Origin of the sequence: Sphingomonas sp. T1, assembly GCF_902506585.1 — a bacterium.
Classification (GTDB): Bacteria; Pseudomonadota; Alphaproteobacteria; order Sphingomonadales; family Sphingomonadaceae; genus Sphingomonas; species Sphingomonas aerolata.
Genome location: NZ_LR733875.1, coordinates 276658 through 290208, shown reverse-complemented (window position 1 = coordinate 290208; position 13551 = coordinate 276658). Strand labels below are relative to the sequence as shown.

At 66.4% G+C, this 13551-nt stretch carries 9 protein-coding genes; 2 read left to right on the top strand and 7 right to left on the bottom strand.

Features of this window, described 5'->3' with window-relative positions; genetic code table 11:
• Positions 1 to 59: 59 nt before the first annotated feature.
• The 3 genes from GV027_RS01250 to GV027_RS01240 form a co-directional block, all read right to left on the bottom strand.
• The gene (locus GV027_RS01250) at positions 60 to 3458 is read right to left on the bottom strand and encodes a polysaccharide deacetylase family protein (RefSeq protein WP_159510699.1); all 3399 of its coding nucleotides are present in this window, start codon (positions 3456 to 3458) and stop codon (positions 60 to 62) included.
• Between the two features lie 109 nt (positions 3459 to 3567).
• Entirely contained in the window at positions 3568 to 5391 is a 1824-nt protein-coding gene (lepA, locus tag GV027_RS01245; protein WP_031395119.1) for a translation elongation factor 4, read from the bottom strand.
• Positions 5392 to 5462: 71 nt separating this feature from the next.
• Positions 5463 to 7679 carry a ribonuclease R family protein gene (locus GV027_RS01240; protein ID WP_159510698.1) on the bottom strand — a complete coding sequence of 739 codons (2217 nt, stop codon included), beginning with the start codon at positions 7677 to 7679 and terminating at the stop codon, positions 5463 to 5465.
• A 131-nt stretch (positions 7680 to 7810) separates the two neighbouring features.
• On the opposite strand from GV027_RS01240, the gene GV027_RS01235 reads away from it, so the two are divergent.
• On the top strand, positions 7811 to 8080 hold the full coding sequence (locus GV027_RS01235; RefSeq protein WP_031439915.1) for a hypothetical protein: 270 nt from the start codon (positions 7811 to 7813) through the stop codon (positions 8078 to 8080).
• Between the two features lie 20 nt (positions 8081 to 8100).
• On the opposite strand, the gene GV027_RS01230 is transcribed toward GV027_RS01235, so the two are convergent.
• The 3 genes from GV027_RS01230 to GV027_RS01220 are packed head-to-tail and all read right to left on the bottom strand — an operon-like array spanning position 8101 to position 11464.
• The gene (locus GV027_RS01230) at positions 8101 to 8667 is read right to left on the bottom strand and encodes a DNA-3-methyladenine glycosylase I (protein WP_159510697.1); all 567 of its coding nucleotides are present in this window, start codon (positions 8665 to 8667) and stop codon (positions 8101 to 8103) included.
• Positions 8664 to 9650, bottom strand: a complete 987-nt coding sequence (locus GV027_RS01225; protein ID WP_159510696.1) for a polysaccharide deacetylase family protein — start codon at positions 9648 to 9650, stop codon at positions 8664 to 8666. The genes GV027_RS01230 and GV027_RS01225 overlap by 4 nt, the downstream gene beginning before the upstream one ends.
• Positions 9647 to 11464 (bottom strand): histidine kinase dimerization/phospho-acceptor domain-containing protein, encoded by a 1818-nt coding sequence (locus tag GV027_RS01220; RefSeq protein ID WP_236558991.1) that lies wholly within the window; start codon positions 11462 to 11464, stop codon positions 9647 to 9649. Before GV027_RS01220 ends, GV027_RS01225 begins: the two co-directional genes overlap by 4 nt.
• Before the next feature lie 195 nt (positions 11465 to 11659).
• Between GV027_RS01220 and GV027_RS01215 the strand changes: the two genes are divergently transcribed.
• Positions 11660 to 12127 (top strand): Lrp/AsnC family transcriptional regulator, encoded by a 468-nt coding sequence (locus GV027_RS01215; protein ID WP_031393257.1) that lies wholly within the window; start codon positions 11660 to 11662, stop codon positions 12125 to 12127.
• A gap of 100 nt (positions 12128 to 12227) precedes the next feature.
• On the opposite strand, the gene GV027_RS01210 is transcribed toward GV027_RS01215, so the two are convergent.
• Positions 12228 to 13520 (bottom strand): hypothetical protein, encoded by a 1293-nt coding sequence (locus GV027_RS01210; protein ID WP_031439911.1) that lies wholly within the window; start codon positions 13518 to 13520, stop codon positions 12228 to 12230.
• Positions 13521 to 13551: the final 31 nt, after the last annotated feature.

Genomic DNA, 13551 nt, shown 5'->3' with positions numbered 1-13551 from the left:
CGCCAACAATCACGGCGCTATAATATGCCGCCCGCTGAACGCCACAACGGACATGGGGTTCATTCCGCCCCGGAGGGCGCCGTCACGCGCCCCGTCCGGGCCAGCTTGCCCCAGCCGACCATCGGCCCCCGCAAAGCCTGAGCGAGTGCCTTGAGCACAACATAGTACATGACCTGGCGATAGCCGATCCGCTGCGGAATCAGCAGCCAGAGCAGCCTCCACCGCTCGCGTCGCTCGAGTGCGAACGCGATCGTCGCCGCGAGCAGGTCGATCGCGGTGAAGACCAGCCAATAGGTCAGCATGGTCTGCAGGTCGTGGCTGCTCTGTGCCCAGCCATGCGCAGAGACCGCGACATAGGTCGTTGCGACACTGACGAGCAGCGCGAGGTCGATGATCGGCGAGATCGCCGCCAGCAGGATCTGGAACACGATCGCCTGGGGCAGCCCGACCCAGCCAAGTCCGCGCGGCTGGCTGCGGCCGATCGCCGACCGATGCTTCCACAGGCACTGGAGCGTCCCGAACGCCCAGCGGAACCGCTGCTTGGCGAGCGCGCGCAGCGTCTCGGGCGCTTCGGTCCAGGCGATCGCGAACTGGTCATACTGGACCGTCCACCCCGCGCGCTGGATCGCGATCGTCAGATCCTGATCCTCGGCCAGCGTATCGTCGGGATAGCCGCCGACCGCGCGGATCGCCGCCAGTCGCCACGCGCCGACCGCGCCCGGAACCACCGTCATCGCGTTCAGCCGCGCAAGCGCCCGGCGCTCGAGATTCTGCGCCGTGATATATTCGAGCGCCTGCCAGCGGGTGATCAGATTGACCCGGTTGCCGACCTTCGCATTGCCCGCGACCGCCCCCAGCGCCGGATCGTCGAACCACCGCGCCAGCCGCGCGATCGTCAGCGGTTCGAACTGCGTATCGGCGTCGAGTGCAATCACGATGTTACCGCGCGCCGCGGCCAGCCCGCGGTTCAGCGCCCGCGCCTTGCCGCCGTTCGCCAGAGTCATGAGCCGCACCCGCGCGTCGCCGGCAAAGGCGGTGGCGACGGCCTGGCTCGTGCCATCGCTCGACCCGTCATCGATCACAATCACCTCGACCACGACGTCGGTCGAGGCCAGCACGCCCTCGACCGCGCGGACGATCACGCGTTCCTCATTGAACGCCGGGATCATCACCGTGACGAATCGAGCCGGATCGATCGCCGGGAACACCGTCCGCAATTCGCGGCGTGCCTGGATCAGTGCCAGCGCCGACAGCGCGAGCGCGCGAAGGATGCCGATCGTGATCGCGATCCCGAAGATCCAGCGCAGGCCGATTACCAGTCCACCCAGCGTGCTGAACAGCGCAAGATCCGCGACCGCCGCGACCCGGTCGCTCGACGATATCACCGGCATCGCCGCATCGCGCGTCAGCCCGGCCAGCGCCGAGACCGGCACGAAATGATATCCCATCGCCTGCAGCCGGTCGATGATCACCGGCAGCGCCGCGACGGTCTGCGCGCGGTTGCCCCCCGCATCGTGCAGCAGGATAATGTTGGCGCTGCGTTCGGGCGATCCTTCCACGACCTGTGCGATCGTGCGGTCGATGATCGCCGCGGTACCCGGACGCTTCCAGTCGTCGGGATCGACGTGCAGGCCTACCGACACATAGCCACGCTGCTGCGCCTCGAGCGCCGGCTTGATCTCGTCCGCGGTGCTCGGCTCGGCATCGCCGAAATAGGGCGCGCGGAACAGGCGGAGCGATCGCCCGGTGAACGCCTGGAACAGCCGCTGCGTCGTGTTGAGCTCGAACCCGACCTGCCGCCCCGATACGGTGGCCAGATTGGGGTGTGTATAGGTGTGGCTGCCGACCTCATGCCCTTCGGCCACCATGCGTTCGAGCAGGCTCCGCTGCGTCAGCGCATTCTCGCCCACCACGAAGAACGTCGCCGGCACGTGCTTGCGCTTGAGGATGTCGAGGATCTGCGGCGTCCATTCGGCGTCGGGCCCATCGTCGAAAGTGAGCGCAAGCGCCCGCGGGCTGTAGCCCGTACGCTGGACGACGTAGGGCGAGGGCATGCGCGTGAAGAGGACGTCCGCGATCGTCCCGTCGGCAGCCGCGACAGTATCACGCAGCCCGGACACCGGCGTCGACCCGATCTTCAGGATCTCGCCATTGCCCTCGATATCGACATTCGTCCCGGCCGGTGTCGTGTTGATCGCACGCGGATCGGGCAATCGGCGGTGGTCGCGCCCGAAGATCGACCAGAGCGCCGGATCCTCCGACCCCAGTCGCCACAGCGCAAAGCTTTGCACCCCCGCCTTTTGCAGAAAGGCCAGCTCGTTATACGCGCTGGCCGCATCGAGCAGCCAGACCTGATGCCGGGTCCCGCCATCGGCATAGGCGAAGCTGCTGGTGCCGCTGCCCTTGTCGAACGTCGGGACGGTGCCCGAATCGGATGCCGCCTGCCACGCCTCCTCGACGCCGAGCGCATCGCCGCCACGGTCATGCCAGTCATAGGCGTAGGATCCGAACGCGACGACCAGCTTTGAGGGGGCGACGCCGCGCGCGGCATTCGCGACCGACCGCGCGAACCAGCGCTGCGATGCGATTGGCCCGGCCGGGCCGCTCGTCTCGTGCTCGTCATAGGCCATCAGGAAGATCTTGTCGGTCACGCGCGCATAGGCACGCATGTTCCAGTCGGCGTTCCCGACCGGCGCGGCGATCGCGACGACCCAGCCGCGTGGTGCGAACCGCGCCTTCGCCTCGGCAAGGAACAGGCGGTAGTTCGCCTGCGCCCCCGCGGGCAGGCTCTCGAAATCGAAGAAGGCGCCGCCTGCATGGTTCGCCACCAGGAAAGGGACCAGCCGATCGAGAAAGGCGCGCCGGGCGGTCACATCCGCAAACAGCGCGGCGCTGCCCGCGCCGTCCCAGTCGCCGTCCTTGGCGTTCTGAACCATGGGCAGGATCACCGGGCGGTGGATCGCGCGATTGAGCACCGCGCGGCCCGCGACATCGCGGAACACGGTGATCCGGTGGTCGGCCCCGGTCACCGACACCCAGCCGGGAATGACCCAGTCGAGTTGTTCGACATGCCGGGCAAGGCTCGCCACGCTCGATTCGTCCCAGGGCACGTGGAAGGCGATGGCCAGCCGCGGGTTGGTCGCGCGCGGCGCCTGTCCGACGCCCCCCTTCGCACCCGCCTTGCCGGCGCCCGCGGTGGGTCCGCCGAACAGTGCCTTGCCGTAATAATCGATGCTGCGCTGCGCCCGTCCGATCACGCCGCTATGCGGTGCGGGCAAGCGGTGAAGCCCGGGATGCTCGGGCTCGAACGGCAGCAACGGTGCCGCCGGGACCGCGCCGATCGACACGGCGAACACCGCCACCGACAATAAAACGAGCGCTACGAAGGCGATGACACCCAATGCGAAACGACGACGACGCCGCCCGCTTGCGTCGTAGAAAACAGGATGCAGTGCCATGACCAACGCTATCCGACCCCAGGATCGCGCGCCATGCACCACCATTCATGCCCGCGACCAATCGGGACGATGACAAATCCGTCACGTCAGCCTGAAAGAGAACATCCGATCAGGAGTCGTCGCCCATCCGCAGCGCGGCGATGAATGCCTCCTGCGGGATGCTGACCGACCCATATTCGCGCATCTTCAGCTTGCCCTTCTTCTGCTTTTCCAGAAGCTTCTTCTTGCGGCTTGCATCGCCACCATAGCATTTGGCGGTCACGTCCTTGCGCATCGCGCTGATCGTCTCGCGTGCGATCACCTTGCCGCCGATCGCTGCCTGGATCGGGATCTTGAACAGGTGACGCGGGATCAGGTCCTTCAGCCGCTCGACCATCCCGCGACCGCGTACCTCGGCGGTGCCGCGGTGGACGATCATGCTCAGCGCGTCGACCGGCTCCTCGTTGACCAGGATGCCCATCTTGACGAGGTCGCCCTCACGATAGCCGATCTGGTGATAGTCGAAGCTCGCATAGCCCTTCGACATCGACTTCAGCCGGTCGTAGAAATCGAACACGACTTCGTTGAGCGGCAGCTCGTAGGTCGCCTGCGCGCGGCCGCCGACATAGGTCAGGTTCTTCTGGATGCCACGGCGGTCCTGGCAGAGCTTGAGAACGCTGCCGAGATATTCGTCGGGGACGTAGATCGTCGCCTCGATCCACGGCTCGCTGATCGTCGCGATCTTGTTCGGCTCGGGCATGTCGGCGGGGTTGTGCAGCTCGATATGCGTCGTGCCCGCCGGATCGGGGTGGGTCAGCTCGATCTCGTACACCACCGACGGCGCGGTGGTGATGAGGTCGAGGTCATATTCGCGCGTCAGCCGCTCCTGGATGATCTCCAGATGGAGCAGGCCCAGGAACCCGCAGCGGAAGCCGAAGCCCAGCGCCGCAGACGTCTCCATCTCGAACGAGAAGCTCGCATCGTTGAGGCGCAGCTTCGAGATCGACTCGCGCAGCTTTTCGAACTCCGCGGCATCGACCGGGAACATGCCGCAGAACACGACCGGCTGGACTTCCTTGAAGCCCGCCAGCGCTTCCAGCGCAGGCCGCTTCGCATCGGTGATCGTGTCGCCGACGCGCGTCTGCGCGACCTCTTTGATCTGCGCGGTGATGAAGCCCATCTCGCCCGTGCCGAGTTCGGTCAGCTGCTCGATCTTCGGGCGGAAACAGCCGACCCGGTCGACCAGATGCATCGTCCCGGTCTGCATGAACTTGATCTGCTGGCCCTTCTTCAGAACGCCGTCGATCACGCGGACGAGGATGACGACGCCGAGATACGGATCGTACCAGCTGTCGACCAGCATGGCCTTCAGCGGTGCCTCCGGATCGCCCTTGGGCGGCGGGATCTTCGTGACGATCGCCTCGAGGATGTCCTCGATGCCGATGCCCGACTTGGCCGATGCGAGCACCGCGCCGGACGCGTCGATGCCGATCACGTCCTCGATTTCCTTGCGGACCTTCTCGGGTTCGGCGGCGGGAAGATCGATCTTGTTGATGACCGGCACGATCTCGTGATCGTGTTCGATCGACTGATAGACGTTGGCGAGCGTCTGCGCCTCGACGCCCTGCGCCGCGTCGACCACGAGCAGCGCGCCCTCGCAGGCGGCGAGGCTGCGGCTCACCTCATAGGCGAAGTCGACATGCCCCGGCGTGTCCATCAGGTTGAGGACGTAATCCTCGCCGTCCTTCGCGCGGTAGGCCAGCCGCACGGTCTGCGCCTTGATCGTGATCCCGCGCTCCTTCTCGATGTCCATGTTGTCGAGCACCTGCTCGGACATTTCGCGCGCGGTCAGGCCGCCGGTTTGCTGGATCAGTCGATCGGCGAGCGTCGACTTGCCATGGTCGATATGCGCGATGATGGAGAAGTTGCGGATGCGGGACAATTCGGTCGTCATGCGCGCGCCGTTAGCACCTCGCCGGGCTTATGCCAAAGCTTCCGCATCATCCGTGGCAACGGGGATCACAATCAGCGTCGCTTTCCCTGGTGCCGGATGTTCGCCGGACGCCCGCGACGCTTGATCTCGCGGCCCGGCTTGCGCGCGCGTGCCGGCCCCGCGGCCCCCTTCCCCTCGGGCATTTCGAAGCGCAGCGCGCCCGATACCGGGTTTGCCTCGGCGAGCTTGAGGTCGAGCATCTGCCCCTGCGCATAGACGTCGCCGCTATCCTCGCCGACCAGCGTCCGCGCCGCCTCGTCGAAACGGAAATATTCGCCGCCAAGGTCGCGCACCGGCATCAGTCCGTCGCCGCCGATTCCCTCGATGGTCGCAAAGAATCCGAAATTGGTGACGCCGGTAATCCGCACTTCCATGATCTGACCGACGCGTTCGGACAGGAAGGACGCGACATAGCGATCGATCGTGTCGCGCTCCGCCTCCATCGCGCGGCGTTCGAGCCGGCTGATCGTCTCGCCGATCGCCTCCATCCCGGCCGCATCTTCGGCGGGCAACCCGCCTGCCCCCAGGCCGTACGCCGCGACCAGCGACCGATGCACGATCAGGTCGGCATAGCGCCGGATCGGTGAGGTGAAATGCGCATAACTGCCAAGCCCCAGCCCGAAATGCCCGTGATTGGCGGGGCTGTAATAGGCCTGGGTCTGCGTGCGCAGCACCTGCTCCATCACCTGCGGCCGGAAGTCGGCATCGCCGATCCGCTCGAGCACATGGTTGAACGTCGCTGGCCGGATGACCTGCCCCAGCGTGAAGGGCACCCCGAACGTCTCGAGATAATCCTTCAGCGCCATCAGCTTCTCGCGGCTCGGCGGCTCGTGGTCGCGGTACATGACCGGCGCCTTCTTGCCCTCGAGCGCCTTGGCCGCCGCGACGTTGGCCGCGATCATGTAGTCCTCGATCAGCCGGTGCGCATCGAGCCGCTCGCGCGGTGCGACCGACATGATCCGCCCCTTCTCGTCGAGCACCACCCGCCGCTCGGGCAGGTCGAGGTCGAGCGGCGCTCGCGCATCGCGGGCCTTCGCCAGCGACGCCCAGCAGCCCCAGAGCGGCTTCAGCACCGTCTCGGTCATGTCGAGCGCCAGCGTCCCGTCGATAGCGGCCTGCGCCTCCTCATAAGCGAGGTTCGCCGCGATCCGCACCACTGCCCGGGTGAAGCGCCACGACTTGAGCGTCCCGTCCTTGCCGATCACCAGATGACAGGCGAGCGCAGCGCGATCCTCGCCCTCCTTCAGCGAACAGACGTCCGCCGAGAGGATTTCGGGCAGCATCGGCACGACGCGGTCGGGAAAATAGACCGAATTGCCGCGCCGCCGCGCCTCGCGGTCGATCTCCGACTTCGGCCGCACGTAGAAGCTGACATCGGCGATCGCGACGATCGCCTTCCAGCCGCCGGCATTGGCCGGATCCTCGTCCGCCTCCGCCCAGACCGCGTCGTCATGATCGCGTGCATCTTCCGGGTCGATCGCGACGATCGGCAGGTGGCGCAGATCTTCCCGGTCGTCGCCGAGCGGCAACTGCGCGACGCGCTTGGCCTCGTCGATCGCCTCGACCGCGAACACGTCAGGAATGCCATGCTTGTGGATCGCGATCAGCGAGAAGCTGCGCGCCGCAAACGGGTCGCCCAGCTTGTTGACGACCCGCGCGGCGATCCGCGGCGGCTTGCCAGCCAATTCGGCCAGCACCAGATCGCCCGGTGCGGCGCCGCCGGCATCGGCAACCGCGAACTCACGCCGCTCGCGCTTGTCGACGCCGGTCAGCCAGAGCCGCCCCGCCTCCTCGCGCAGCACGCCCAGCACCTGTTCGGACGCGGGCGCGAGCACCTTCATCGGATGCGCGGTCCAGCCATTGCCGGCCTCCTCGGTCCGCGCGAGAATCCGCTCGCCGACCCCCAGCGCACCGCGCTTGCGTTCGCGCACGCGCAGCCGCGGCGGTGGCACGCCCTCGGCCTCCCAGCGCTCGGGGACCGCCCAGACATTGCCGGCATCGTCGACGTCGGCGATCCGCAACACGGTGACCTTGGGCACGCCGCCCATCTTGTGAAACGCGCGGCCGGGAGCGCTGTCGATCAGCCCCTCGTCCGCCATGTCCTTCAGCAACGCCTTCAGTCCGATCTTGTCCTGCGCACTCAGGCCGAAGCCCTTGGCGATCTCGCGTTTACCCGCTGGGACGTCCGACGACGCGATGAAGTCCAGGATCTGCTGGCGGGTCGGAAGACCGGCTTTCGGTTTGTACATCCCTACCAGATAGGGTGCGTAGGGCGATGCGTCACCCGTTACCGGCAAGCCGTTGCAACACGGCGAAAATCAATCCTTGCGCCTGAACCTCATGAGCATATCATCTCCGGATAAACATAAGGAGAGAGACAGTGACGACGCCGCTACGGCTCGAAGCCGATCCCGAGGACAAGAACCTCGTCATCCTGCAAAGCCTGATCTGCCTGTTGCGCGAGAAGAACATCCTGTCGCGGGCCGACATCGAAGAGCTTTGCGCCACGGTCCAGCGCCGCGCCGCCGAACCGGCCAGCGACCCGATGCCTTGCCAGAACGGCGCAGTGCGCGAAGCGGCGATAGAGGTCGCGCATATCGGCGACTATATCGGCCGTCGCTATGGCGGAAAGCACCGTCGCGCGTTCTGACCACGCCGACCTGTCGCGTCCTAGCCGCCGAGCTCCGCGCGACGGAAGCACGTGCTTTCGTGATCATTGACGATCCCGACCGCCTGCATCCAGGCATAGACGATCGTCGGACCGACGAACTTGAACCCGCGACTCTTGAGATCGGCTGCGATTTGGGCCGACAATGCCGATTGCGTGACCAGCTTGGCACCGTCGCCGATCAGTACCTTGCCATCGGTAAACGACCAGCAATAGGTCGCGAAATCCAGACCCGCCTCGCGCATCGCGAGGACCGCGCGCGCGCCGCCGATCGTCGACTCGATCTTGGCCCGCGACCGGATGATGCCGGCGTTCCCCATCAGCCGGGCGATGTCTGCCTCGTCGAAGCGCGCGACCTGTTCCGGGTCGAACCCGGCAAAGGCGGCGCGAAACGCCTCGCGCTTGCGCAACACGGTGATCCAGGCAAGTCCCGCCTGGAAACCGTCGAGCATCAGCTTTTCCCACAGCGCGCGTCCGTCGCGTTCGGGAACGCCCCAGTCGGTGTCGTGATAGGCGCACATCAGCGGATCGTGCCCCGCCCAGCCACAGCGCGAAGGGTGCGTCGTCACAGGGCATTCTCCAGGATTTCGTCGAGCGACGCATTGCGCACGCCCAGCCGGTCGAGCCGGGTCAGCATCGCCGACCACCAGTCATGGAACGTGCGCAGATCGGCGGCGTCGCGGACATAGGGCGTATTGCCGGGGACGAGCGACGGCGAATGGAACGCGAAGTTGAGCAGTTCGACCCCCTCGCCCACCGCGATCGTCACCGCCTCCAGCGCGGCGCCGATCGGCATGTCCTCCGGCGTCAACGCGACCCGCGACAACAGCCCCAGTCGCGACGCGACACCGCGCGCATAGGGCACTCGCCCCAGCGCGCGGTACAGTCCCGCGCCGCCACCACGCAGCGCGCCGACATACAACGTCGACAACGGCACGCTGAGGAGCGCGCCCCGGCGGCAGGGACGCGGGTCACTCAATGAAAAGTCGGGCCCGCCCTCGGCTGAATAGTCATAGCCGGGCCGGACCGAGCTATCGACGCGGTAGCCGAGCGCCGTGAGTGCCGCGACCGTGTCCGGGCCAACCCCGTAGCGACCGGCGCGATAGGCACGCGGGCGTCGACCGAACGCCGTGGCAATCGCGTCGGTGAGCAAGCGGAGCTTCGCGGCTTCGAGGCCTTCGGGAAGATTGCCCGCAAAGCTCATCGCTGGGGTCAGCGGCTCACCAAAGGGCGGGTTGACCCAGGGGTGCAACTGCGCGCCGATCTCCGACCGGCCATCGGCAACGACGTCGCGCAGGATCTCGACGGCGGCGGGGTCGTCGACGATCGGATAATCGACCAGACAGGTCAGCGCGACGCCCTGCTCGCGGAACCGCGCATGCGCCTCGGGGAATACCGCCATCGCACTCGTCGAATGTCGCGTACGCTCGAATGGCGCGGTCCAGTCGAACTGCTCCTCGACATCGACGAACAGCGTGTAGCGCGGGCCAAAACCCGGCCGCCAGACGATGGGCTCCGGCGGTGAAGCCAGCCTGTACCGCGCGCCGTTCACCGAAACCGGTCGAGAACGCGCTCCATCCGTTCGGCCGCAACGGCAGGTAGCGTGAGGATGATGTGTTCGGACTCGAACGCCATGTGCCCACCCAGTTCGACCGCAAAATTCTGCGCCAGCCTCAGCGCAAATCCGGTGCCCAGCAACGGGGCGCCATCGCGCTCGTGACCGCGGTCGTTGTCGATGCTCAGCAGGATGTTCGTGTCGTGCACAGCCATCGCGCGAGGCCGATCGAAGCGCAGCGCCACCGTATCGCCGCAGCACAGGACCGCGACCATCAGCATCTCGTCCGCGCTGCAGGCCGATACGAGGGTCGCCAGCAGGCGCCCCACCAGCCGTTCGACCGCAAGGTCGTCACCGGCGATGTCGCAATGGGCCGCCGACGGATCGATGACGACCTGGGCGCCGCGCAACGCTGCCAGCGGCGCGAGGTCACGCACCACGCCGTCGAGCAACGGCAGGACGGGCACGATCGTCGGGCGCAGCTCGAGCGCATCGCCTTCGATCCGTGCCGCGGTATCTAGATCCTCAATCGCGGCAAGCAGTTCGGACGCCTGGCTCCGGATCATTGCCGCGCGTTCGCGATAGGTTGCAGGGACCGGGCCGAGCAATTCGGTCTCGATCAGTTCGGCGAAGCCCGCAATCGCATTGGTCGGCGTGCGCAACTCGTGCACCAGTTGCCGCAACGAATCGGAAACCGGCGACTTGGGCGCGGCCAATGGCTCCCCGAGCGACGCGACCTCGTCGCGGCGCGGCCGGCGGGCGGTGCCGCGAAACCCGGTAAACCGCCCCGATGCGGGATCGAAGGCCGGAACACCCGAAATACGCCATGCACCGGCAGCGCTCGACAAACCGCCGATCTGGAGCCGCGCCGCGTCGAAGGCGGAGCGCCGCCGGTAGGCGCCTGCCGCGACTCCGTCGATCTGAACCTCACCCTGAACGGCGGCATAGGCCAGCGAGGCGCCAACCAGCGCCGTGCGCGACACGCCGTCGACCCAGCGGATCACGCCCGTCGGATCGGTTTCGTAGCGGAAGCTGTCGGCAACCTCCGCGGCAAAGTCCGTCGCGTCGGGCACGATCCGATCGCGATTGAACGCGTCGATTCGTTTGACGAGGTCGGAAATCTCGAACCGCTCGGGCTTCGCGACGGGCTCGGGCGCGGCGTCGGTCGCCGGTACCGCCGCGTGACGCAGCGCTTCGGCCACGACTGGCAGACCGCGCGTAATCGCGCCGAGCGTGACAAAGGGCGACGCGGTGTGCGGCATGGTCGGACACGAGGGCGATTCCGCTGGAGCCTCGACGGCAGGTCCGGGCACCGCGTCATCGACAGAAAGCTGCACCTCTGCACCGGGGTTGATCGCGGGAGCAGCCTCGGACGGCGCCGGATGATGCGCAAGGACGAAATCGGTCGACCCGAAACTCTCAAGACCGCGACAGACGGGGTCGGGCAGATCTTTCCGATGCCGCAGAACGGATCGGCCCGCCGGCGTAAGCTGAGGCAGCAGAGCAAGCCAGTCATCCGCAGGCAGCATCGCGGTCCGCAACACGGGGGCGGCGATCGCCAAGGTGTCTTCGGCGAAAAACCCTACCAGTGCGACATCGGGCTTCGCAAACGCCAGCGCGCGCGCGCTTGCCGCGCGAACCGTGTCGGGGACCAGCTTGCGCAGCGCCTGCAACCGAGCAAGCGACTCAGCATCGGCCGGGCTACGCCCGCGTCCGATCAGGTCGACCATCTGACGCCACGCCGATTGAGCACCGAAATCCGTGGCCATGTCGGCAGATAGCACGGTCTTCAGGCTGTCGTCGAAGCGCACGGAGTTCCCCGAATGGACGCTGCACCGCCTGCGTCATCAAGGTGTCATACCCTGAGGCGGCCTTGGAAGGAACAACAGAATTGGCGTGCACGGTTATGCCGTGGCGATGTGGGACAATTGCGTTTCGCCGCAACAATCTTATCGCTATGGAGGGTCGATCGCCGTGTTTGACGCGTTTCATGGGAGTTACACGTAATGAGTTTTGACCGGATCGATCGTCAGATCCTGTCGCTTCTGCAGGCCGACGGTCGGATGACCAATGTCGACTTAGCAGACCAGGTCGGGCTGACAGCGCCGCCATGCCTGCGCCGCGTCCGCGCGCTGGAGGAAGCGGGCGCGATCCGCGGCTATCATGCCGACCTCGACGCCGGCCGCCTTGGCTTCCCGATCACCGTCTTCGCGATGGTCAGTTTGCGCAGCCAGGCCGAGCACGACCTCGCCGCGTTCGAAACGCACATCGCCGACATCCCCGAGATCCGCGAGTGCCACATGCTCAACGGCGAGATCGACTTCATCCTGAAGATTGTCGCCGCCGACCTGAAGAGCTTCCAGGAAATCCTGACCACGCACCTGACCCCTGCCCCCAATGTCGCCAGCGTGAAGACCTCGCTGACGATCCGCACCGCCAAGGCACTGTCGGGCATTCCCGTCACGCTCGACTAGACTCAAGCTCAACGCCGCATTCGCGGCGCCCCTCCGACGCGGGGCACAAAAAAAGGGGACGGCATCGCTGCCGCCCCCTTTTCCATTTTTTGCCACCCGCTCAGGCGGCGGGAGCGTTCATCCAGGCCGTCCAGAGCTGCGCCGTCTCCAGACGCGGCGTGGTCTTCACGGCCGCGAACGAGGTCGCCGCACCAGCCTTGTCGCCCGACTTCGCCTGCGCGATGCCGAGGTGCAGGTTGACGTCGTCGGCATTCACGCCGCCCTTGCTGAGCGCGAGGCGATAGAGTTCGATCGCCTTGGCGTAATTGTCCTGACCGAGATAGGCATCAGCGGTGCCGGCAGCCAGCTTGCCATCGGCGTTGCTCGCAGCCTTCTTCTCGAGCCCGGACAGGGGGCCGTCGTTGCGGATCGCCGTGCCGGTATCCGCCAGCAGGGTCTTCGCCATGGTGTTGGTCGCAGGGATCTTGCCCGCAGCCATGCCTTCCTTGAGCACGGCCTGCGCCTCGCTCGGCAGACCGCGACGGTTCACGCTGTCCGCATATTCCAGATAGTCGTTCTGATCGGCCAGCGACTTGGTCTGGCGCATCAGCCGGAACAGGTCGATCTTCTGCGTCTCGTCGAGCGTGACGACGCCGTTCTGCTGGAGACCGAACGTCACGATCACGTCGCGCCACGTCTTGGGCGAGGGATAGGCCACCGCGTACTTCTGCAGCCAGGCGAACGTCTCGGGCTTCAGCTTGGCGGCGTTGGCCTTGCTGATCGCATAGCGATAGAAATCCTCGGGTGCCTTCTGGCCGGCCGCGGTCGATGCCGTCACCGACGCGTCGAGATCGGCGAGGCCGCTCTTCACGTCGCCGCTTTCCATCTTCGCTTTGACGATCTGGAGGTCGAGGTTGGGATCGGTGAAGCCGAGCGCCTTGGCCTTCTGGAAATACTGGATCGCGACCGGATACTGCTTGCCGTTGAACGCGAGCGCGCCGCGACGATAGGTGTAGCGCCCGCGCATGTCGGCAGGTGTGCTCGGATTGGCGATCAGCACGTCGAGCGGACCGGCCAGGACCGTCTCGTTGATCGGAGCATTGGGATTGGCGGCCTGTGCGGCGGCCAGCTTCTGCTGCTCAAGATCATAGCGCAGCGCGGCGCCGATATATTTGTCGTCGTCGGTCTTCGCGGCTGCGTCGATCTGCGCGAGCGCGGGCTCTGCGGTGGCGAAATCCTTCGCGGCGATCGCGGGCTGTGCGACCTGCGCGGCCTTCAGGACCTCGGGGCTCAGCTTGAGACCGCCCTTGGCCTCTTCCTTCTTGTCCTTGGCCATGGCCGGAACGCTAAGTGCCATGCCGCTCACCCCGGTGGCGAGCACCGCGGCCAGTGCGAGTTTCGAAATGGTCTTCATGCGGGAACTCTCCTCGTGCGTATCTGCGACT

Coding starts and splice junctions, on each gene's coding strand:
- lepA (WP_031395119.1), bottom strand. CDS start 5,391: ATGACGACCGAATTGTCCCGCATCCGCAACTTCTCCATCATCGCGCAT.
- GV027_RS01210 (WP_031439911.1), bottom strand. CDS start 13,520: ATGAAGACCATTTCGAAACTCGCACTGGCCGCGGTGCTCGCCACCGGG.
- GV027_RS01215 (WP_031393257.1), top strand. CDS start 11,660: ATGAGTTTTGACCGGATCGATCGTCAGATCCTGTCGCTTCTGCAGGCC.
- GV027_RS01250 (WP_159510699.1), bottom strand. CDS start 3,458: ATGGCACTGCATCCTGTTTTCTACGACGCAAGCGGGCGGCGTCGTCGT.
- GV027_RS01240 (WP_159510698.1), bottom strand. CDS start 7,679: ATGTACAAACCGAAAGCCGGTCTTCCGACCCGCCAGCAGATCCTGGAC.